The 21,219-nt window shown below is 69.4% G+C and carries 20 protein-coding genes; 9 read left to right on the forward strand and 11 right to left on the reverse strand.

Annotated features, from left to right (window positions below; all coding sequences use genetic code 11):
• The first annotated feature begins 64 nt into the window (after positions 1-64).
• Together ACPEH8_RS11920 and ACPEH8_RS11925 are read left to right on the forward strand one after the other, a co-directional pair.
• Positions 65-1,741, forward strand: a complete 1,677-nt coding sequence (locus tag ACPEH8_RS11920; protein WP_262071513.1) for an electron transfer flavoprotein-ubiquinone oxidoreductase — start codon at positions 65-67, stop codon at positions 1,739-1,741.
• Between the two features lie 7 nt (positions 1,742-1,748).
• The gene (locus ACPEH8_RS11925; protein WP_051008582.1) at positions 1,749-2,135 is read left to right on the forward strand and encodes a c-type cytochrome; all 387 of its coding nucleotides are present in this window, start codon (positions 1,749-1,751) and stop codon (positions 2,133-2,135) included.
• 10 nt (positions 2,136-2,145) lie between these two features.
• Here ACPEH8_RS11925 and ACPEH8_RS11930 read toward each other — a convergent pair whose 3' ends face one another.
• Positions 2,146-5,745, reverse strand: a complete 3,600-nt coding sequence (locus tag ACPEH8_RS11930) for an ATP-binding protein (protein ID WP_423666868.1) — start codon at positions 5,743-5,745, stop codon at positions 2,146-2,148.
• A 78-nt stretch (positions 5,746-5,823) separates the two neighbouring features.
• Between ACPEH8_RS11930 and ACPEH8_RS11935 the strand changes: the two genes are divergently transcribed.
• From ACPEH8_RS11935 to ACPEH8_RS11945, 3 genes are all read left to right on the forward strand, one after another.
• Positions 5,824-6,462 carry a response regulator transcription factor gene (locus ACPEH8_RS11935; protein ID WP_017355529.1) on the forward strand — a complete coding sequence of 213 codons (639 nt, stop codon included), beginning with the start codon at positions 5,824-5,826 and terminating at the stop codon, positions 6,460-6,462.
• Between the two features lie 151 nt (positions 6,463-6,613).
• Entirely contained in the window at positions 6,614-7,282 is a 669-nt protein-coding gene (locus ACPEH8_RS11940; RefSeq protein ID WP_423666871.1) for a hypothetical protein, read from the forward strand.
• A 249-nt stretch (positions 7,283-7,531) separates the two neighbouring features.
• On the forward strand, positions 7,532-8,104 hold the full coding sequence (locus ACPEH8_RS11945; RefSeq protein ID WP_026070692.1) for an Ax21 family protein: 573 nt from the start codon (positions 7,532-7,534) through the stop codon (positions 8,102-8,104).
• A gap of 228 nt (positions 8,105-8,332) precedes the next feature.
• On the opposite strand, the gene ACPEH8_RS11950 is transcribed toward ACPEH8_RS11945, so the two are convergent.
• From ACPEH8_RS11950 to ACPEH8_RS11970, 5 genes are all read right to left on the reverse strand, one after another.
• Positions 8,333-9,358, reverse strand: a complete 1,026-nt coding sequence (locus ACPEH8_RS11950) for an NAD(P)H-dependent glycerol-3-phosphate dehydrogenase (RefSeq protein ID WP_017355554.1) — start codon at positions 9,356-9,358, stop codon at positions 8,333-8,335.
• A 20-nt stretch (positions 9,359-9,378) separates the two neighbouring features.
• Positions 9,379-9,894, reverse strand: a complete 516-nt coding sequence (secB, locus tag ACPEH8_RS11955) for a protein-export chaperone SecB (protein ID WP_017355555.1) — start codon at positions 9,892-9,894, stop codon at positions 9,379-9,381.
• A 104-nt stretch (positions 9,895-9,998) separates the two neighbouring features.
• Entirely contained in the window at positions 9,999-10,436 is a 438-nt protein-coding gene (locus tag ACPEH8_RS11960; protein WP_017355556.1) for a rhodanese-like domain-containing protein, read from the reverse strand.
• A gap of 79 nt (positions 10,437-10,515) precedes the next feature.
• Positions 10,516-10,947 (reverse strand): hypothetical protein, encoded by a 432-nt coding sequence (locus ACPEH8_RS11965; RefSeq protein ID WP_017355557.1) that lies wholly within the window; start codon positions 10,945-10,947, stop codon positions 10,516-10,518.
• A 30-nt stretch (positions 10,948-10,977) separates the two neighbouring features.
• Complete coding sequence (locus tag ACPEH8_RS11970) at positions 10,978-11,448, reverse strand: YiiD C-terminal domain-containing protein (RefSeq protein ID WP_017355558.1); 471 nt, start codon at positions 11,446-11,448, stop codon at positions 10,978-10,980.
• Positions 11,449-11,488: 40 nt separating this feature from the next.
• Here ACPEH8_RS11970 and ACPEH8_RS11975 point away from each other — a divergent pair, with 40 nt between their 5' ends.
• From ACPEH8_RS11975 to ACPEH8_RS11985, 3 genes are all read left to right on the forward strand, one after another.
• Positions 11,489-12,265, forward strand: coding sequence for a uroporphyrinogen-III synthase (locus tag ACPEH8_RS11975; RefSeq protein ID WP_423666873.1), 777 nt, complete (start codon positions 11,489-11,491; stop codon positions 12,263-12,265).
• Between the two features lie 108 nt (positions 12,266-12,373).
• Positions 12,374-13,348 (forward strand): uroporphyrinogen-III C-methyltransferase, encoded by a 975-nt coding sequence (locus ACPEH8_RS11980; RefSeq protein WP_136006730.1) that lies wholly within the window; start codon positions 12,374-12,376, stop codon positions 13,346-13,348.
• 3 nt (positions 13,349-13,351) lie between these two features.
• The gene (locus tag ACPEH8_RS11985) at positions 13,352-14,680 is read left to right on the forward strand and encodes a heme biosynthesis protein HemY (RefSeq protein ID WP_153165543.1); all 1,329 of its coding nucleotides are present in this window, start codon (positions 13,352-13,354) and stop codon (positions 14,678-14,680) included.
• A gap of 97 nt (positions 14,681-14,777) precedes the next feature.
• Here ACPEH8_RS11985 and ACPEH8_RS11990 read toward each other — a convergent pair whose 3' ends face one another.
• Positions 14,778-16,073, reverse strand: a complete 1,296-nt coding sequence (locus tag ACPEH8_RS11990; protein ID WP_026070665.1) for an acetyl-CoA C-acetyltransferase — start codon at positions 16,071-16,073, stop codon at positions 14,778-14,780.
• A gap of 92 nt (positions 16,074-16,165) precedes the next feature.
• On the opposite strand from ACPEH8_RS11990, the gene ACPEH8_RS11995 reads away from it, so the two are divergent.
• Complete coding sequence (locus ACPEH8_RS11995) at positions 16,166-17,053, forward strand: hypothetical protein (protein WP_017355377.1); 888 nt, start codon at positions 16,166-16,168, stop codon at positions 17,051-17,053.
• A gap of 76 nt (positions 17,054-17,129) precedes the next feature.
• Here the strand turns inward: ACPEH8_RS11995 and ACPEH8_RS12000 are convergent, their stop codons facing one another.
• The 4 genes from ACPEH8_RS12000 to ACPEH8_RS12015 all read right to left on the reverse strand — a co-directional run bounded on the left by ACPEH8_RS12000 (position 17,130) and on the right by ACPEH8_RS12015 (position 20,980).
• Positions 17,130-17,768 (reverse strand): superoxide dismutase family protein, encoded by a 639-nt coding sequence (locus ACPEH8_RS12000; protein WP_136006734.1) that lies wholly within the window; start codon positions 17,766-17,768, stop codon positions 17,130-17,132.
• A gap of 53 nt (positions 17,769-17,821) precedes the next feature.
• Entirely contained in the window at positions 17,822-18,388 is a 567-nt protein-coding gene (locus ACPEH8_RS12005) for a superoxide dismutase family protein (protein ID WP_017355375.1), read from the reverse strand.
• Positions 18,389-18,480: 92 nt separating this feature from the next.
• A complete protein-coding gene (ntrC, locus tag ACPEH8_RS12010) occupies positions 18,481-19,929 on the reverse strand; it encodes a nitrogen regulation protein NR(I) (protein WP_136006736.1) in 1,449 nt (482 codons plus the stop codon).
• A complete protein-coding gene (locus ACPEH8_RS12015) occupies positions 19,922-20,980 on the reverse strand; it encodes a two-component system sensor histidine kinase NtrB (RefSeq protein WP_017356770.1) in 1,059 nt (352 codons plus the stop codon). The genes ntrC and ACPEH8_RS12015 overlap by 8 nt, the downstream gene beginning before the upstream one ends.
• Positions 20,981-21,219 lie beyond the last annotated feature (239 nt).

Genomic DNA, 21,219 nt, shown 5'->3' on the forward strand with positions numbered 1-21,219 from the left:
CGATTCCCAGGCAACCGCCGCCGGCCTTGGCCGGGTCGGCACTACCCAAGAGTTACGCACCCCGATGAGCGAAGAAACCACCGCCCTGCCCCCGCGTGAAGCCATGGAATTCGACGTGGTGATCGTCGGCGCCGGTCCCGCTGGCCTGGCCACCGCGATCCGGCTGCGCCAGCGTGCCATCGAGGCCGGGCGCGAGCTGTCCGTATGCGTGCTGGAGAAGGGCTCCGAACCCGGCGCGCACATTCTGTCCGGTGCGATCATGGATACCCGCGCGCTGACCGAACTGTTCCCCGACTGGGCCGAGCGCGGCGCACCGCTGAAGCAGAAGGTCACCCGCGACGAATTCCTGTTCCTCAGCCCGGACGGCGCGCGCAGCACGCCCAACGCGCTGCTGCCGGAGTGCTTCCACAACGAAGGCAACTACATCATCAGCCTGGGTGAAGTGACCCGTTGGCTGGCCCAGCAGGCCGAGGCGCTGGACGTGGCGATCTTCCCCGGCTTCGCCGCCGCCGAGGTGCTGTACGACGAGACCGGTGCGGTGATGGGCGTGGCCACCGGCGACATGGGCATCCGCAAGGATGGCACGCACGGTCCCAACTTCGAGCGTGGCATGGAACTGCATGCCCGCTACACGATCTTCGCCGAAGGCTCGCGCGGCCACCTTGGCCGCCAGCTGATCGCGCGCTACCAGCTCGATGCCGGCAAGGATCCGCAGGCCTACGGCATCGGCATCAAGGAACTGTGGCAGATCGACCCGGCCAAGCACGAACCGGGCCTGGTCGTGCACACCGCCGGCTGGCCGCTGGACAGCGACACCTACGGTGGCTCGTTCCTGTACCACGCCGACGGCGGCAAGGTCGCGGTCGGTTTTGTGGTCGGTCTGGACTACCGCAATCCGTGGATGAGCCCGTTCGAGGAGTTCCAGCGCTTCAAGACCCATCCGGCGATCCGCAAACACCTGGAGGGTGGCAAGCGCATCGCCTACGGCGCGCGTGCGATCACCGCCGGCGGCCTGCTGTCGCTGCCCAAGTCGGTCTTCCCCGGCGGCGCGCTGGTCGGCTGCGAAGCGGGTTACCTCAACGCGAGCCGCATCAAGGGCAGCCATGCGGCGATCAAGACCGGCATGCTGGCCGCTGATGCCGCGTTCGATGCGCTGACCGACGGCCGCCAGCGCGACGAACTCAGCGCCTACCCCGCCGCGTTCGAGAGCAGCTGGCTGCATGACGAACTCAAGCAGTCCAAGAACTTCAAGCAGTGGTTCAAGAAGGGCCGCACCGTGGCCACGCTGATGACCGGCATCGAGCAATGGCTGCTGCCCAAGCTGGGCATCCGCAACCCGCCGTGGACGCTGCGCCACAGCAAGGCCGACCACGAGTGCCTGGAACCGGCGTCGCAGCACACCCGGATCGTGTATCCCAAGCCGGACAACGTGCTCACCTTCGACCGCCTCAGTTCGGTGTTCCTGAGCAGCACCAATCACGAGGAAGACCAGCCCAGCCACCTGACGCTGAAAGACGCCAGCGTGCCGGTGCGGGTCAACCTCGCCGAGTACGCCGGGCCGGAAGCGCGCTACTGCCCGGCCGGCGTGTACGAGTTCGTCGGCGCCGAGGGCCAGGAGCAGCTGCAGATCAACGCGCAGAACTGCGTGCACTGCAAAACCTGCGACATCAAGGACCCCACCCAGAACATCGTGTGGGTGACCCCGCAAGGTGGCGGCGGCCCCAACTACCCGGCGATGTGATCCGGACGTGTACCGGAAGCGTCTTTCCTGCGTGATCGTGGCCAGCCTGTGGCTGGCCGCCTGCGCGCGCGCGCCGCAGACGCCCGAACAGGTGCACCAGCAGGCACTGCAGCGCGCGTTCGCGATCTGCGCCGGTTGCCACACTGTCAACGCCGGAGGCGTGCATCGCTTCGGGCCGAACCTGCACGGCGTGATCGGCCGCCGCGCCGGCAGTGTCGCCGGCTACCCGTATTCGCCGGCGATGCAGCAGGCCGGGCTGACCTGGAACGAGCAGACCCTGGATACGTTCCTGCGCTCGCCCACGCACGTGGTGCCCGGTACACGCATGGTCAACGCCACCGCCGATCCACAGCGGCGCCGCCAGGTGATCGAGTACCTGCAGCAGCAACGCTGAGACCCGCGCCTCACTGTGCCTGCAGCGCCTGCAGGTAGTCACGCAGCTGGCGTTCGAAGGCCGCCAGCGATGCCTCCACGGCCGGCGTTCCGACCTCTTTCACCTGCGCCATCAGGGCCTGCGCCTGCACTGCCAGGGCATCGGCGCCGAGCGTCCCCAGCCCACCGGCAATGCGATGCAGCACGTCGGTCAGCACCGCCGCATCCTGCGCCTGTACCGCCGAACGGCCGCGCAGCAGATCGGCCTCGGTCGCCTCGCGCATACTGTCGATCAATACCTGCGCCACGTGGCCGGAACCGAACCGGGCCTCGATGGCGGCGCGACCGGGCAGAGCACCCGGCAGCGCGGCCGGCACCGGTGCCGTCGCATCCACGCTGCCGTCGCTGCCGTCGCTGCCGCCTGGCAACCAGCGCAGCAGAATCTGCCGCAGCGTGGCCAGCGCCACCGGTTTGGCCAGCACATCGTCCATGCCGGCCTCACGGCAGCGTTGCACATCCGCGTCCAGGGTACTGGCCGTCAAGGCGATCACGGGCACCCGGGTGGCGCCGCTGTCGCGTTCGCGTTCGCGCAGGCGGCGGGTCATCTGGTACCCGTCCATCACCGGCATGCGGCAGTCAGTGATCACCAGGTGGTATCCGGTGGACGCCAGCTTCGCCAGCGCCTGTTCACCGTCCTCGGCCAGCTCGTGGGCCATGCCGAGCTGCTGCAGCCGCCACTGCATCAGCACCTGGTTGGTGGGGTGATCCTCCACCACCAGGATGCGGCGCTCCGCCAGCGCCGCCGGCAGCGGTTCGACCTCCGGTACCGGCATCCGCCCGATGTCGGCGTGGCCCTCGCCGGGCAGGCGCGGCAGCGTCAGCTCCACCGTCACCCGCGTACCCTCGCCGGGCACGCTGTGCATCTCCAGCTGGCCATGCATGAGCGCCACCAGCCGCTGGCAGATGCTCAGCCCGAGACCGGTGCCGCCGTACTTGCGGCTGGTGCCCACCTCAGCCTGTGCGAACGGTTTGAACAGCCGCTCGCGCTGTTCGGCGGAGATGCCGATACCGGTGTCGGTCACGACCAGGCGCAACCGCTGTGCGTCGTCCAGGTTCTCCACACAGTCCAGCGTGATGGCGACCTGTCCCTGCTCGGTGAACTTGATGGCATTGCTGAGCAGGTTGAACGCGATCTGGCGCAGGCGCACGCCGTCGGCCAGGTGCAGCGCGGCCACCGCGTCGTCCACCCGGAGCGACAACTGCAGCCCCTTGGCCGAGGCCTGTGGCGCCAGCAGCTGCTGCACATTGTCCAGCAGCGATGGCAGCGCCACCGGACGCGGCTCCAGCGGCAGCGCGCCTGCCTCGATGCGCGAGTACACCAGAATGTCATCGAGGATCTGCCGCAGCATCTGCGCCGAGTCCTCGATCACCTCGATCACCTTGCGCTGCTCGGCATCCAGCTGCGTGTGCGAGAGCATCTCCAGCATGCCCAGCACGCCGCTCATCGGCGTGCGTATCTCGTGGCTCATCGTTGCCAGGAAGTCCGCCTTGGCCGCCGTGGCGCGTTCGGCAGCGGCCTTGGCGTCGGCCAAAGCGTCGGCCTGCGCACGGGCTTCGGTGACATCCACCCAGTACCCGCTCCACAGCACCGCGCCATCCTCGGCGGCATACGGCAGCGCGCGGGCGCGGATCCAGTGCAGCACGCCGCGCGGGTAGGTGCGGAACTCCATATCCAGCCCGGTGAAGTCGAGCGCGGCGCGCTCCAGCACCTGCAGTACGCGCGGGCGGTCCTGCGCGTCGAGCTGGGCCATCACCCGGCTCTCGTCGGCCATCGCCTCGGCCGCGCTCAGGCCGAACATCGCTTCCATGTCACCCACGATGTAGGGCAGCGACAGGCGCCCGTCGGCACCGCGGCGGGCCTGGTAGACAATGGCGGGCAGGTTGTCGGTCACCTCGGCGAGCCGCTGCTCCACACGCCGGCGCGTGGCCACTTCGCGGCGCAGGCGCAGGTAGCCCCAGCCATGCACCAGCAGCGCGGTGAGCAGGATCAGCGCGATCGGCACCGCCCAGCGCACCGCGTCGCGCCAGTCGATGCCGCTGCGGTACTCGGCCGACAGCCAGTCGTTGCGGATGGCCTCGTGTTCGCGCGGGGTCATGTTCACCAGCACGCGGTCGAACGTGGTGGCCAGCGGGGCGTACTGGCGTTTGACCGCGAGCGAGAACTGATCGTTGAAGCCGGCGGGCGCGGCCACATGCAGCTGGGCGGGGTAGCGCTCGCGCACGATGCGGTCGACCAGCGCCAGGTTGCCGACGTAGGCATCGGCATCGCCATTGGCCAGCCGCGCCAGGGCCTGCTCGGCGCTGCGCGCCGGCACAATGCGGGCGTTGGGCGCGTGCTGCAGGATATAGCCGCGCAGCCGGTCCGGATCGGACAGCAGAATGCTGAGCCGGTCCAGGTCGGCCACGTCCAGCACCGACGCGCTGCCGGTGGCGGTCACGATCACGTTGGGCACCGTGATGAAGGGCTGGCTGAACACCCAGTCCGGCCCCAGGTAGGCCGAGTCGTTGGGCATCCCGAGCACCACATCGACATCGCCGCGGCGCGCCTGCTCACGGACCTCGAACCAGTCGTGCGCGGGCACCCGGATCAGGTGGGCGCCGACCATGCGCAGCTGCTTGAGGTAGTCGCCGGCCACGCCGCTGGCATGCCCGTTGGCATCGATGAATCCCAGCGGTGTCGCATTCGGCGCGAACCCCATCCGAAGCGGTGTCGCCAGCACGCGCCGTTCGGCGTTGCCCAGGATCAGCCGCGACTGGGTGGACCATTGCGGGGTACGCAGCCAGCGCCGCGCGATCGTGTCGCGTTCGGCCTGGCCGAGGCTGGCCAGTGCGGTGTCCAGCGCCTCGGCCAACGGCTGCTTGGCATGCGGCACGCCGAAGTGAAGGCGCTCCGGCGGCAGATCGCTGGGGCGCAGCACGCTGATGTCGGTCAGGTGTTCCTGCTCGATCACCGCCGCAGCGACATAGGCGTTTCCTATGTACACATCCGCCTCGCCCCGGGTCACCATCGTCAGCGCCCCGGCGGTGTTGGCCGCGCTCACCTGGCGGGCGGCCGGGAAGCGGGCACGCACCTGATCGCTGGTCACGAAGGCCTCTTCGGTCACCACGCGCAGGCCGCGCAGGTCCGGGTCGGTGGAGGTGCGGGTGTCATCCGGGCGCGCCACCAGCGCCAGCGGTGCATCCAGGTAGGCCCGGGTGTAGACCATGCAGCGGGTGCGGTCGGCCGTCAGCGCGACGTTCATCACCACGTCGACCTCGCCCCGGCATGCCGCATCCAGCACCTCGGTCCAATTGCGATACAGGCGGACCTGCACCGTCACGCCCAGGCGCTCGGCCACCGCCTGCAGGTAGTCGTAGCCCAGGCCGACCGGCTTGCCCTCCTCGATGGCCTCAAAGGGCGGCCAGCCGCTGTCGTACAGGCCAAGGATGATGGTAGGGTGCCGCTCAAGCCACTCGCTCTGGCGCGGCGGTACCGTCGGCGCCAGGGCCGGGTTGCCTGCAGCGGAGAGCGGCGCCGGCACGCCCAGCACGACGGCCAGCATCAGCACCCAGCGGGCGATCCGGGTACGCATGCGGCCTGATCTCCCTAGAATGAAGTTTCCACCCCAGCACGACCCCACGGGCGGCTGCCTTTGAGGCAATACTAGTCCATGACCCTGCGCATAATCATCGCCGACGACCACCCCGTCGTCCGGATCGGCACCAAGGCCGTGATCGAGACCAGCGGCGTCGGTCGCGTCGTTGCCGAGGCCAGTACCGTCGAAGAGCTGATGCGGGCATTGTCGTCTTTCCCCTGCGATGTGCTGGTCACCGACTACTCGATGCCCGGCGGGCAGCAGGCCGACGGCTTCGCCATGATCGGGATGATCCGCCGCCGCTTTCCGGACCTGCCGGTGCTGATGCTCAGCGTATCCAACAACCTGGCGATCCTGCGGATGGTGAAGTCCACCGGCGTGCTCGGCCTGGTCGACAAGGCGTCCTCGATGGAAGAGCTGCCGCTGGCGATCCAGACCGTGCAGCGCGGCACACCGTACGTCAGCCGCACGCTGAAGGAGCGCATTGACGCGATCGGCACGCAGAGCGTCGATGACGAGGGCCACAAAGAGCTTTCACCCCGCGAAGTGGAGGTACTGCGCCTGCTCGGCACCGGCCTCACCGTCAAGGAGATCGCTCTGCAGCTGCACAAGAGCGTGAGCACCATCAGCCGCCAGAAGGGCGATGCGATGCTGAAGCTTGGCCTGAAGGGCGACGCCGAACTGTTCGACTACCTGCGCGACGGCCACCTCTGAGCGACAGCGCCCCTGATCCGCGCTGCGCGCTTCTGCAATGCCGGACACCGTGCCGGCGTCGCCTGCCACCCCTGGTTACAATCAGCCTCCCCGCCGTGCGCTGCAGGGGCGATCACGGCAGGACATCCACCAGGACGCAACAGGACAGGGAATGAAGATGCGCTTCATGTCGGTATCACTGATCGTCGCCGTGCTGGCGGCCTGCGGGCAGACGCCGGAAACAGCCGATGCAACCGCACCTGCATCGGCACCTGCGGCAGAAGCGACGCCAGCGGCGTCCACGCTGGCCGAGGACGACAACGACATCGAGAAGGGCGTTGATCCGTCGGTATGGGACAACGAAGGCGAGCCGGCAGACGTCACCCCCGGCGACGACATCACGTGCGCCGACGCGCCGTTGGCGACCTACTTCTTCACTCTGGTCGGCGGCAACACGGTGGACGACTGCGGCCGCACAGACCCCAGGGTGCTGGCTGCATTCGATGCGCTGATGAAGGACGCCGCGCCCGCCGAATCCACCGATCCGGCGGTGCCGCCGCTGCGCGAGCGTCTGCTCAGTGGGCCCAGCGCACCGGGCAGGCCACTGCAGGTGCAGGACCAGACCTGGTGGTACTACTCGGCCTGCCAGGCGCATCAGTGCAGCACCACCGCGCTGGACATGCTGTACGCGCCGACGCAGGCGAAGCTGGTGGGCCGCCTGGTAACCGACTGCAAGGTGCGGTGGCTGGGCGATCCAAGCGGGGCGCAGCGTGCGCTGATCGAGACGACCCACCCGCTGGACGAGGCCTCGCTGCAGGGCGAAGACGGGTCCTGCAGCTGATACGGCTGCGCCCCGCAACGGTGTACGGAAAGGCCGCGCGGATGCGCGGCCTTTTCTGCTTTCTGCGGGCGCTAAAAAGCGGATCACTCAAGTTCCCTGAATGGCTCGTACATTTATGTACTGGTCAGTTTAATATTCAGGGGCGATTGGGGTGGCTAACGGATAATTCACACCTGTCGCCAGCAGCGCAGCTTCTCCCCTCCCCCGCGCTGCTGGCGATCAAACCAAAATAAAAAAGGTGTCCCGATGATGAAGTCTTCTCTGCTTGCCCTGGGTCTGCTCGCTGCACTGCCGTTCGCTGCTTCGGCAACCGACGGCCTGTCGTACAACTACGTTGAAGGCGGCTACGTGAACACCGATGCCAAGGGCGGCGACGCCGATGGCTGGGCTGCCAAGGGCTCGGTCGCGATCGCGCCGAACTTCCATGTCTTCGGCGATTACAACTCGCAGGAAACCAAGCGCGGCAGCGCCGACGTCGACCAGTGGCGCGTGGGTGTCGGCTACAACTACGGCATCGCGCCGACCACCGACCTGGTGGCCCGCGTCGCGTACCAGAAGTTCGATCCGAAGCACGGCCTGGACTTCAACGGCTACGCCACCGAAGTGGGCGTGCGCACCGCGTTCACCCCGATGATCGAAGGCTACGCGCTGGCCGGCTACGAAGACTTCAGCAAGAAGCACGGCATCAACCCGGACGGCGAGTTCTACGGTCGCGTTGGCGCCCAGGCCAAGTTCAACCAGAACTGGGGCCTGAGCGGCGAAGTGAAGCTGGCCAAGGGCGGCGACAAGGAATGGTTCGTCGGCCCGCGTTTCACCTGGTAATCGGCGTCACGCAGCACCCTGTTGGATGGCGCGGTCTCTCTCCCCTGCGCCACGAAGCCCGGCTCCACGCCGGGCTTCACTTTTTCTGGCCACGCCCTCGTCGGTATGCCACGCCAAACCCAGCGCACGCTGGGTTTCTGCGTTCTGGCCGTTGCGGTCCAGCACGTGATCCATCTCCGGCCGCGCGTGGTCCAAAAAAAACCCCGGCAATGCCGGGGTTTTTCGCAATCACTTGAACAGCGTGTCCGGGTATTCCGGTTTCTGTTCGCGTGCCAGCAGCGCACGCAACCCTTCTTCGGGCGTCTGTTCGCCATGCAGCACGGCGCGCACACGTTCGGAGATCGGCAGGTCGATGCCGTGGCGGCGTGCCTGGCGCATGACTTCGTCGGCGGTCTGCACCGACTCCACCACCTGACCGATCTCGCGGATCGCGTCGGGCAGGGATTGCCCACGTCCCAGGGCCAGGCCCAGGCGACGGTTGCGCGAGAGATCGCCGGTGCAGGTCAGCACCAGGTCGCCCAGTCCGGCCAGCCCCATCAGGGTCTCCGGCTTGGCGCCGATGGCCGCAGCCAGCCGCAGCATTTCGTTGAGCCCACGGGTAATCAGGCCGGCACGCGCGTTCAGGCCCAGCTGCATGCCATCGGCAACGCCGGTGGCCACGGCCAGCACGTTCTTCATCGCGCCCCCCAGCTCGGCGCCGACCATGTCATCGCCGGTGTAAGCGCGGAAGGCCGGGCCGTGCATCGCTTCGGCCACCTGCTGGGCAAAGTCCACGTCGTCACCGTGCACGGTGATGGCGGTGGGCAGGCCCTGGGTGACTTCCTTGGCGAACGACGGACCGGTCACCACGGCCAGCGGCACGTCCGGCCCGAGGACCTCGCGCGCCACTTCGTGCAGGAAGCGTCCCGAACCGGGCTCGAAGCCCTTGGTGGCCCACGCCACGCCTGCTGCGGCGGGCCGCAGCGGTGCCAGCGCGCGCACGGTCTCACCGAACGCGTGCGAGGGCACCACGACCAGGATCCAAGCGGCTCCCGCGACGGCGGCGGCCAGATCGGTGGTCGCGCGCAGGGACGCGGGCAGCGGAATGCCCGGCAGGTAACGGGTGTTCTCGTGGCGCTGGTCGATGGCCTCGACCATGCCGGCGTCGCGGCCCCAGAGCACGGTCGGATGACCGTGCCGGGCCAGCAGGCTCGCCAGCGCGGTGCCCCAGGAACCGGCACCGAGAACGGCGATCTTGTCTGCGTGGCTGCTCATCGGAACGAACGCAGCGCCGATCAGGCGTTGCCGGCCGGCTCGGAATCGGCCAGCGAGGTTTCGCCCTGTTCCTGACGCTGACGCAGGGTTTCGGCGTACAGGCCTTCGAAGTTGATCGGCTGCAGGAAGAACGGCGGGAAGCCGCCGGCCTGGATCAGCTCGCTGACCAGCGAACGCACGTACGGGAACAGGATGTTCGGGCACTGGGTGCCGAGCAGCACGTCGATCGCCTGCGGCTCCAGGCCGATCAGGCCGAACACGCCGGCCTGCTGCACTTCGGCCACGTAGGCGGTCTTGTCGCCGGCCTTGCAGGTCAGGGTGACGGCCAGCACGACTTCAAACGCGTTCTCGCCCAGGCGCTGCACGCGCTGGTTCAGGTTGAGCTGCAGTTCCGGCTGCACGGCTTCGTTGAAGACGGCGGGGGCATTCGGCGATTCGAACGAAACGTCCTTGACGTAGATCTTCTCGACGGTGAACGCGGGGCCGGTGGCGGCGTCGGCCGGCGCGATCGCGCCGTTGGTGTTCTGATCGGACATTTCCTGTAGCTCCAGAATGAATGCTGTAAAAATGGATTGTTGCATCCCCAGCGATGGGGGCGTGTGGCGTCGCGCACAAGGCGCGCAACGCCATCAACGTGAAATCAGTTGCGGCCCTTGACCAGCGGCAGGTCGGCCTGCTGCCACGACGGGATGCCGCCTTCAAGCACGTTGACCTGCTCGAAGCCGGCCTTCTTCAGCGCCTTGGCGGCGGTTTCCGAGGCATTGCCGGTGCGGCACACCAGCACCACCGGGCGCTGTTTGGCATTGGCCACCAGCTTGTGCTCGGGACCGAACTGGCTCGGCTGCGCATTGCGGCTGCCGGCGATGTGGCCCTTTTCGAAGTCGCTGCTGGACGACAGGTCCACCACCAGCGCGTTCCCGGCATTCATCAGCTGGGTCAGTTCGGCCGGCTTGAGCGACGTGTAGCCGCGGAACAGGCGCCGTACTTCGGTCACGATGATGGCCACGGTCAGGCCGACCAGGGCCATCGACAACATCGGGTTTCGGCCGGCAAAGGCCAGCAACTCTTCGTAATTCACTCAGATCACGGGTCGATAAGCGGGCGCCGATTGTCGCACATGCGGGCGAAGCGGCGTCCAGCGGCCACGGGGGCCGGGATTATTGGCCTTGCCAGAGGTCCGGCAGGCCGCCGGCCTGCCACCAGCGCTTGGCCTGCGGGTCCCAGCGCCAGACTTCCTTGACCACCACGGTGCGCTCGGCCTGGGTGTTGACGTTGATGACCCCGATTTCGACCCGGCGCTCCACGGTCCCATCGGGAAGCGCGGCGGTGCTGCGTTCGCGATAGGAGGAAACACGGATCTGCTCGTAGCGGCGCAGCTGCAGGTCGGTCAGCGGGTGGGCCTTGCGGTAGTCCGGGTCCAGGTAGCCCAGCGCATCCTCGGCGTTGCCCCAGCGGATGGTGGAGCCGTACTGGTTCTGGACCTCCTCCAGCGCGGTACGTTGCTTGCGGCTGAGATCGGCCGCAGACAGCGTCCCCACGCCGGTCAGCAGAAACGATGTCAGGAGCAGGATCTGGACCAGGCGGCGCATGCGAATTCCCCAATAGGCAAGGCGCCCATCCTACCCTCTCGCGAAGGCCACGAAGCGGCCGGTGAGTTCGGCGGCCGGCTTGCCGGCGCTGCCCGGCTGGCGCGCGGTGAGGCCGATCCGTGCCTTGCCGCGCTGCGCGAACGTGGCCAGGAAGCCGTCCCAGTCCGATTCCGCGTCCGCCTGGGCGTCGGCCTGCAGGTCGCCGTACACCGGCGCGAGGTAGCGCACGTGGCTGTCGGCCACGTACACATCGGCATCGAAACCGGCCAGGCGCAGCCGCAGCGTGACCAGCGCCCAGCCGGACAGGGTCAGGGCCGAGGCCAGACTGCCGCCGAAGGCATTGCCCTTGTCGTTGACGTTGGCCGCCAGCGGCGCCTGCAGGCGCAACACGCCGTCACGGTAGTCGTGGACACGGATCTGCATCGCCGCTACCGGCGGCATGCGGTCCAGCACGTGTTGCAGCGCAGCCAGCTGCGCGGGCAGGGAATCGGAAACGGACATCGGAGGGCAACGGCATCGAAGGGCTCGCATAATGCCCGCAATGGACACCGAAGCAAATCCGACGCACTGGACCCTGTTGTCGCTGCGCCCGCGCGGCCAGCACGCCCCGATGCGCCGCGCCGCCCACGCGCTGGGCGCCACGACCATCGCGCTCTCACCGTGGGCGCTGCGCGCGCGCGGCGACGCGGCCACGCGTGCCGCGCTGGATGCGGCGCTGGGCGCCGACCGGGTGATCTTCAGCAGCCCCTCCGCCGTGGTGGCCGCATCGCGCCTGGCCCGGCTCGATGCGCCGCACCCGGGCCAATGGCTGGCGGTCGGCAGCGGCACCGCAGCGGCCCTGCAGCGTGCCGGCGCGCGCGATATCCAGGCCCCGGCGCGGATGGACAGCGAGGGACTGCTGACACTGCCGGCCCTGGCCACCCTGGACGGCCTGCGCGCCGGCCTGGTGACCGCGCCGGGCGGGCGCGGCATCATCGCCGCCACGCTGCAGGCACGGGGCGCGCAGCTGCTGCGCGCCGACGTCTATCTGCGGCAGCCGCTGCCGCTGTCACCACGCACGCTGCAGCGCCTGCGCCATGCGGCGACGCCCTGGGCGCTGGCGGTGAGCAGCGCCGACGCACTGGCCCGGTTGCTGGCGCAGCTGCCCGGGGATCTGCAGGCTCCACTGCGGCAGGCCTGGGTGGTGGCGGCCAGCGAGCGCCTGGCCACGCAGGCCGAGGCCGCCGGCTTTGTCCACGTGGTGCAGGCCGACGGCCCGCTTCCCGCGCAGCTGGTACAGGCGGCGCACAGGGCGATCACACGACGCGCAACTTGCTGAACCCGCGTTTTCACCGGTCTTGCAGGCAGCGCGGGCGGCGGGTGATGCTGTGCACCACGTCGCTCGCCAGCCAGCGGACTGCCCGGCGCGCGCGACAAGGATGCCTGTATGAATGAAGCCGATTCGCCCCCTTCCACCCGTCGTCCCCTGCGCTGGATCGTTCCGGTGCTGGGCCTGCTTGTGGCCGGCGGCGGTGCCGCGTGGGGGTGGACGCAGTGGCAGGCGCAGCAGGCCCAGGCCCGGCAGCGCGACGAAAACGCGAGCCTGCAGCTGCAGGGGCTGCTCGACAGCGTCGAGGCCCTGCGCCGCGACCAGCGCTCCACCTCGCAGCGGGTGCAGGACGCGGCGGCCACCAACCGCGTGCTGCGCGACGAGATGCTCGGCCTGAGCCAGCGCAACGCCCTGCTCGAAGACAATATGGCCAAGCTCGCCGACAGCACCCGGCATGGCGCGCAGGCGCTGCAACTGGAAGAGGCCGAACTGCTGCTGAGCCAGGCCGGCCAGCGGCTGGCCTTCGCCGACGACGTGGAGGGCGCCAAGCGCCTGTATGCGCTGGCCGCCGCTGCGCTGGGCGACATCCAGGGCGGCGACTACCTCAACCTGCGCCAGGCGCTGATGCAGGAGCGCAACGCGCTGGATGCACAGGGTCCCGGCGCACGGGCCCAGGCCAGCGCCGCGCTGGCCGCGTTCGCCCAGGCACTGACCGCCCTGCCGGACGCGGTGGCCGACGACGCACGGACCGCCGCCACACCGTGGTGGCACCAGGTGCTGGCCCCGTTCGTGACCATTACCCCGACCCGCACCCAGGGCCCGCTGACCGATGCCGAGCGCGTCGCGGCGTGGGATTCCCTGCAGCTGGAACTGACCCTGGCCCGCGCGGCGATCGAACGCGGCGACCAGGCCGGTTATGAACAGGCACTGGACCGCGTGGCACTGTGGCTGCCGCGTCTGTGGCCGGATTCACCCGCCCTGCGCGAGCGGCGTGGTGAACTGCAGCATCTGCGCACCCGCACGCTGCGCCCCACCCTGCCCGAACTGGGCAGCACCCTGCAGCAACTGCGCGCCATGCGCGATGGGAGATGATCGATGAAGCCATTCCAGTCCCTTGTGGTTCTTCTGTTGGCCGTTGCGCTCGGCGTGATTGCCGCGCAATGGCTCGGCGCCGACTCGCTGCGCCAGTTCGGCGAAGTGATCTACCGCTACGCCGGCAATGACTACCGCTCTACGGTGCCCCAGGTTGCGCTCGCGGCGCTGGTGGCACTGCTGTTGCTGTGGCTGCTGTGGAGCCTGGTGGCCGCGCCGTTCCGGGCGTGGGGCCGCTACCGCCGCAAGCAGGGCCGTGCGCGCCTGACCGAAGGCCTGCAGGCGCATGAGTACGGCCACTGGCAGCGCGCAGAGAAGCTGCTCGGCGCTGCGGCCGAGGACAAAGAGGTGAGCGCGGTGGCGCTGGCCACGGCCGTGCGCAGTGCGCAGGCACGCGGCGACGAGGCTGCCGCCAACCAGTACCTGCAGCGTCTGGCCGGCGAAGACGCCACCAGCCACGCGCTGCTGCTGGCCGAACGTCTGCTTGGCCAGGAACGCCCGGTGGATGCGATCAATGCGCTCGACGTGGCGGCGATCCAGCCGCTGCCGCCGCGCGGTCTGTGGCTGCGCACCGAGGCGCTGGCGCGTGCCGAACGCGCGCACGAGGCGTATGGCCAGCTTGGCGCGCTGCGCAAGCAGAAGGTGCTGCCCGATGATGCCGTGGCTGAACTGGAAGCCCGCCTGGCCGCGCAGTCGCTGCTGGAAGCCGGCGACGTCAATGCGCTGGCCGCGCAGTGGGAAGCCACGCCGAAGGCGCTGCGCAGCGATCCGGAGGTGGTGGCCGGCTACGCCCTGCGCGCGGTGGCGCTGGACTGGGACGAACCGGCCCTGCTGACCCTGGAACAGGCCCTGGACACGCGCTGGGACGAATCGCTGGTGACGCTCTACGGGCAGATGCCGGTGGACAAGCTGGCCACGCGCCAGGCCAACCTGCAGCGTTGGCTGACCAGCCACCCGGCCAGCCCGGCGCTGCTGCTGGCGCTGGGCCGCATCGCCGTGCGTCAGCGTCAGCACGCGGCGGCGGAGGATTACCTGCACCGCGCGATCGCCGCCGGTGCCGGCCCGGCGGCCTGGGAGGCGTTGGGCGAGGTGTTCCACGAGCGGGGTGATGCCCCGCTGGCCGCGCAGTGCTTCGCCAACGCGCTGCGCCAGCAGCGCGGCGAGGACAGCGTCGCGCTCGCCCGCGCCACCGAAGCGGCCGCCGCAGTGACCGAGCGTGCCACGGTGGAGGAGCAGTCGTTGATGGCGCAGCCGTTGCCGGCCGATCCCATCGACCCGGTCGGGGGGCTGCGCGACGAGCGCGACGACTACGGCAATCCCCGCCTGCCGTAGTACCGGGCGCTGCCCGGCAACCGTGCCCCTGCGTGTTGGGGGCACCAACGAAAAAGGCCGCCCTTGGGCGGCCTTTCTCATTCGCACATCGGCCGCGTCAGCGTTCGACGATCGCCACCACGCCCATGCCGCCGGCGGTGCAGATCGACACCAGCGCGCGGCCACCGCCGCGTTCGGCCAGCTGCTTGGCGGCCGTGGCGATCACGCGCGCGCCGGTGGCGGCGAACGGGTGGCCGGTGGCCAGCGACGAGCCCAGCGGGTTGATCCTGGCCGGATCGATCCTGCCCAGCGGTGCGTCCAGGCCCAGACGGTTGCGGCAGTAGTCTTCGCTTTCCCACGCACGCAGCGTGCACAGCACCTGCGCGGCGAACGCTTCGTGGATTTCGTAGATGTCGAAATCCTGCAGAGTCAGGCCGTTGCGCTTGAGCATCTCCGGGACGGCGATGGTGGGCGCCATCAGCAGGCCCTCGCCGTGCACGAAGTCGACCGCCGCCACCTGCGAATCACGCAGGTAAGCCAGCGGTTCGTGGCCGTGCGCGCGCGCCCATTCCTCGCTGGCCAGCAGCACCGCCGAGGCACCGTCGGTGAGCGGGGTGGAATTGGCCGCAGTCAGCGTGCCGCGACCGGATACCTTGTCGAAGGCCGGCTTGAGCGTGGCCAGCTTCTCCAGCGAGGTGTCCGCACGCAGGATGTTGTCGCGCTCGACACCGCGGAACGGGGCGATCAGGTCGTTGAAGAAGCCGCGCTCATACGCCGCAGCCAGCTTCTTGTGCGAGGACACCGCCCATTCGTCCTGCGAGTCGCGGGAGATGTTCCACTCCTTGGCCATGTCCTCGCAGTGGTCGCCCATGCTCTTGCCGGTGCGCGGTTCGGCCACGCCGGGAAACTCGGGCTTGAGCTCGCTGAGCTTGAAGCCACGGGTGAGGGCCTTGAACTTGTCGCCAGTGGTCTTGGCGCGATTGGCCGCCAGCAGGCGCGCGCGCAGCTTCTTGCCGTACACGATCGGCACGTCGGAGGTGGTGTCCGACCCACCGCCGATGCCCGATTCGATCTGGCCCAGCGCGATCTTGTTGGCCACCGCGATGATGGTGTCCAGCGAGGTGCCGCAGGCGCGCTGCATGGTGATGCCCGGCGTCAGCGGCGACAGCCCCGAGGACAGCGTGGCTTCGCGGCCCAGGTTCCAGTCGCTGGAGTGCTTGATCACCGCGCCCATCGCCACTTCGCCGAGCTGCTGTCCGTGCAGGCCGAAGCGCTCCACCAGCGCCCCGAGCGTGCGCACCGACATGCCGAGGTTCCCGACGTCCGAGTAGGCCGTGTTCTGGCGGCAGAACGGGATGCGGACGCCACCGAGAATGGCGACGGGACGGGCGTTGGGCATGGAGATACCTGGCATGGGAGGGGTGTCTGCAACATGGCCTGCACGAAGGAGCAGGCATAATGGGGGCAAGTGTAGCTGCCGCCCTGTGATGGGCCAACCGTGAAACCATGAGCAAACCCGACCACGGCATGAATGCCCTTGGCGTACTGGCATTGGAACTGGCCGGCGGCGACGCGCCGCGCCATGCCGCGCTGTCGTCCGAACAGGCCGGTGAACTGGCCGACCGCATCGGCCGCGACCTGGCCAAACTGGTGCCCGGCGTGAGTACGCTGGACTTCGTCTTCGCCGGCGCCCATTTCGACCCGGCCGAGGTGCTGCGTCCGGGCTGGCCGATCCACCGCCGTCTGGAAGAGCTGCAGATGCGCGCACCGGGCCGCAGCCAGGGCCCGCGCCTGCTGGCCTTCGGTGCCGGCGCCGACGGCGATGTACCGTTGCCGTTCCAGGCCGATGCCAGCCTCACCGGCGGTGGACTGCGGGTAGTGCCGTTCCTGCTCACGGGGACCGACGTGGCGCAGACCGCCGCTGTGGCCGAGGCGCTGGAGGACGTGCTGCTGGCCCAGGGCATGGCCCAGCCGGATACCGCCCTGCTGGCGCAGAACGCATTTGGCGCGCAGATCGAGCACGCCCGCTTCTTCACCGTGAACGACCTCGCGGCGATGATGTCGATGCAGTACGACAATCAGGGCCTGGCGGTGCTGTGGCCGTTGATCGAGACCGCGTTGATGGCGCCGCAGGCCGAGGAATGGGTGGACGCCGCGCCCGAGCCGCTGCTTCGATACGCCGATGGCGAAGTGCGTATGGCGCTGTTCGATCCCGCCGGCTGGTGCGCGCATTACAACCACGGCAGCGGCGACTGCGATCGCCTGCAGGGCATCTACGACCAGTACCTGATCCGTCAGCGGCAGATGGCTGCGGTGCTGGAAGCCCACGGGCTGCCGGTGCTGTTCGTGCACTGCGAAGCCGGGCAGGACGCCCGCCGGTTGATGGCGGGCTGACAGCGCCGGCCTCCGCTGATGCCCACCCAGAAAAACGCCGGCATTCGCCGGCGTTTTTCGTTCTGCGTCGTGTCGGTTACGGCGCGGCCTTGATCACCGCGCAGGCCAGGCGGGCGCCGGCGTTGCCGGTCGGCTGGGTCTTGTAGTCGTCGGCGTCGGCATGGACGATCAGGCCACGCCCGATGATGTCGAAACCATCGCCCTTGCCGATGTTGACGTTGGTCGACACATCGGCGTCGACCACCGCATTGCCTTGGGCGTCGGCCTTGATGTTGGGCATGTCGCCACCGTGGTGCGGGGTGGCAGCCACGCTGCCGTGATCTTCCTTGCCCGGATTGAAGTGGCCGCCGGCGCTGGCGCCGTCCGGCGCGCTGCAGTCGCCCGTCTCATGGATGTGGAAACCGTGTTCGCTGTTGGGCTTGAGGCCGCTGACCTCGCCCTTCACGTGGACCTTGCCGTCGATGACGCTGAAGGTGACGTTGCCCTTGACGGCATTGCCCTGGGTCGGCGCCAGATCGGCGACGGCACTGTGGTTGGCATGGGCATCGCTGCTCATCATCGCCGGCGGCGCGTCCGGGGTGGCGTCGGCGGTCGGCTGGGCGGCGGCGGATTCCGCGGCGGGCGTGGCATCGGGCGTGGTGTCGGCCGGCTTGTTGCAGGCGCTCAGGCCGAGCGTGGCAATGGCGGCGAACAACGCGGTATGGATCGGACGCATGTGGATCTCCTTGCAGGTGGCAGTGAATGAACGGTCGTCAGCAGGTCGTGCGCTCAGCGCGTGACGCGGATGACGCCGCAGGCGATTCGGGCGCCGGCGTTGCCGGCGGGCTGGGTGCGGTAATCGTCGGCATTGGCATGCACGACCAGGGCACGTCCGGCGATATCGGTGGCTGCGCCGCCGCCAAGGGTGACGGCTGGCAGACGCACGTCCACGTTGACCCGGCCCTGCGCGTCGGCACGCAGGTTGTCCATGTCGCCGGCATGATGCGCGCCGGCGCCGTTGCGCCCGTGTGCCTGACCGGTGGGATTGAAATGGGGGCCGGCACTGCTGGCATCCACCGCGCTGCAGTCGCCGCGCTCATGCACGTGGAAGGCAGCGGTCTGCAGCGGCTGCAGACCACCGATGACGCCGGTGATGTGTACCCCGCGGGCGTCGGGGACCAGTGCCAGCCGGCCGCTGACCAGACTGGCCGAGGCCGGTGCCAGGTTGGCTTCGGCCTGCTGGGCCGTGCTGACCAACGGCGCGGCCGGCGCGGCAGGGCGCGGTGGCGGGGTAGTGCCGCACGCGCTGAGCACCAGCGCGGTGGACGCGAGCAGAACAAGACGGGAACTGCGCATGGGAAAACTCCTTGGAGCCAAGCTAGCCGTGGCGTCGTCCACGGGCCATGAAAGAGGGGACACGCGCCGCACACATCGCCGCGACGCGTGGTTCATGCGCCACGGCGGCGGCCGGCGCCGAGCTTGCGGGTAAGGGTATTGCGGCCCATGCCCAACCGCGCGGCGGCTTCGGCACGGCGGCCGTGGGTGATCTGCAGGGCGGCCTCCAGCAGCGCCTGGTCGACCCGCTCGCGCACCTGCGCGTGCAGCCCTTCGGCGCCCTCGGCCAGCCGTTGCCGTGCCCAGGCCGACAGCAGCGTTTCCCATTGCCCGGGATCGCCGGAGGGCCGCGTGCGCGGGTTGCCACCGCGATGCAGCGCGCTGTCGACATCGGCCACGCCGATGGTGTCCGACGCCGCCAGCGCTGCCATGCGCCAGCACACGTTCTCCAGCTCGCGCACGTTGCCGGGCCACTCGTGTTCGCGCAGCGCCTGCACCGCGGCGGCGGTGAGCCGTTTGGGCGGAGTATCGAGCTTGCGCGCGGCGGCGGCGAGGAAGGTGTCGGCAAGCTGGGCGATGTCGTCGCGGCGTTCGCGCAGCGCCGGCAGGCGCAGGCGCACCACGTCCAGACGATGCAGCAGGTCGGCGCGGAAGCGGCCCTGCGCGACCAGCGATTCGAGGTCCTGGTGGGTGGCGGCGATCACGCGCACATCGACCCGGATCAGCTCACGTCCGCCAACGCGGAAGAACTCACCCTCGGCCAGCACGCGCAGCAGGCGGGTCTGCAGCGGCAGCGGCATGTCGCCGATTTCATCCAGGAACAGCGTGCCGCCGTGGGCCTGCTCGAAGCGCCCCACGTGGCGGCGCTGGGCGCCGGTGAACGCGCCGGCCTCATGGCCGAACAGTTCGCTCTCCAGCAGTTCGGCGGGAATCGCGGCGGTGTTGAGCGCCACGAACGGGCCGGCCGCGCGCGGCGATTCGTGGTGCAGCGCGTGCGCCACCAGCTCCTTGCCGGTGCCGGTTTCGCCATTGATCAGCACCGACAGCGGCGCCTGCGCCAGCCGCCCGATCGCACGGAACAGCGCGCGCATCGCCGGGGTATCGCCCACCAGTTGTGGGCGCTGGTCCGGTGCGGGGGGCGCGGCGGGCTCGCTGGGCGCGGCGAGCGCCGCATCGGGCGCCGGCAGCACGCGCTGCGCCAGTGCTACCGCGTCGTCCAGGTCGAACGGCTTGGACAGGAACTCCTGCGCCCCGCCACGGAACGCCCCGGCGGTGCTGGCGACATCGGTGTAGGCCGACATCACGATGACCGGCAACTGCGGATGGGCGGCCTTGAGCTTGTCGAGCAATACCAGGCCGTCATCACCGGGCATGCGCACGTCGGTGAACAGCAGGTCCGGAACGGTCTGCGCGTCCAGTGCCGACAGCGCCGCCGCCGCCCCGTCGAAACCATCGACCTGGTAGCCGGCATCGCGCAGTGCGGTACACAGCACGAAGCGCACCGCGCGGTCATCGTCGACCACCCAGACGCGCTGGCCGGTGGACGGTACTGGATCAGCCATGCGTGGCCGCCTCTTCGTCAGGCGTGCCGCCGCCGATCGGCAGCAGCACGGTGAATACGGTGTGCCCTGGACGCGAGCGGTAGGTCAGGCTGCCGCGGTGTTCGCGCGCGACCTGCTGGGCGAGCGCCAGACCCAGGCCGGTACCCTCGGCGCGGCCGCTGACCAAGGGCAGGAACAGGTGCTCGGCCAGTTCTTCGGGAACGCCGCGGCCGTCATCGGCAATCTCCAGCCGCAGCGCCAGCGGGTGCAGGTGGTCGGTGATGCGCACGCCATGTTCCACGCGCGTGCGCAGGGTGACGGTACCGGCGCCGGCCTGGATCGCATTGCGCACCAGGTTCCACACCGCTTGGGTCAGGCGATCGGCGTCGCCATCGAATTCGGGAATGCTCGGGTCGTAATCGCGTTGCACGCGCACCGCCCAGCCGCCCTCGCTCTCGGCCAGGCGCAGCACGCGCTCCAGCGAGGCGTGGATGTTCAACGGCGCGTGCGGTGCGGCCGGTGCGGGAGAGAGCAGTTGTTCGAGCAGGCCGTTGAGGCGCTCGATTTCCGAGCTGATCAGGTCGATCAGCTCGCGCTCGTCGGGGTCGCGCTGTGCGTTGCGCCGTGCCAGCAACTGGGCCGCGCCCTTCAGGCCGGCCAGCGGATTGCGCAGCTCGTGCGCCAGGCCCTTGAGGGCGGCGCTGAGCGCGCTGGGCAGCGCCTGGGTCGGGTCCAGCCCGGGAAACTCGTCGACCGGATGGGCCTCCAGCAGCCACCCGCCTGCATCCCATCGGCTGAGCCAGCCCTCGGCAAAACGCGGCGCGTCGCCGGGCAACGCCAGCGCCAGACGGTGCAGGCGCAGGACATCGCGCTCGTCGCGCGCCAGGAAGTGCGCCAGGGCTTCGCCCTGCACTTCCAGCGAGGCCAGCGGTTGGCCCACCAGGCGGCGCCCACTGACGCCCAGCCAGCGCGAGAACGCGGGATTGCAGCCGGCCACGCGGCCGTCAGCGTCGGCCCAGGCGACCGGCGTGCCGAGGGCGTCGAGGGCGGGGGGAACGAGTGCGGCGGTCATTGCACCAATGTAGTGCAAAACGGGGGTGTTGCGCCTGATCGGCACCGCGCCGGCGCTGGACGAATTGGCAACGTCTGTGCTGTCTGCACCCTCTGTGGTGGATTCGCTGAACGCACGCTATGCCCCACCTGCCGTACATCTGCACCGCTTGTCGGGTGAATCCCCGAATGCAGAACGTCGGCCGGCCAGACCGGGGGAACCTGCCGGCCGGGGAGGCGGCGGTGGCTTGTGGGGAGGAC

The sequence above is a fragment of the Stenotrophomonas sp. NPDC077461 genome, from assembly GCF_049545475.1.
GTDB classification, from domain to species: domain Bacteria; phylum Pseudomonadota; class Gammaproteobacteria; order Xanthomonadales; family Xanthomonadaceae; genus Stenotrophomonas; species Stenotrophomonas nematodicola.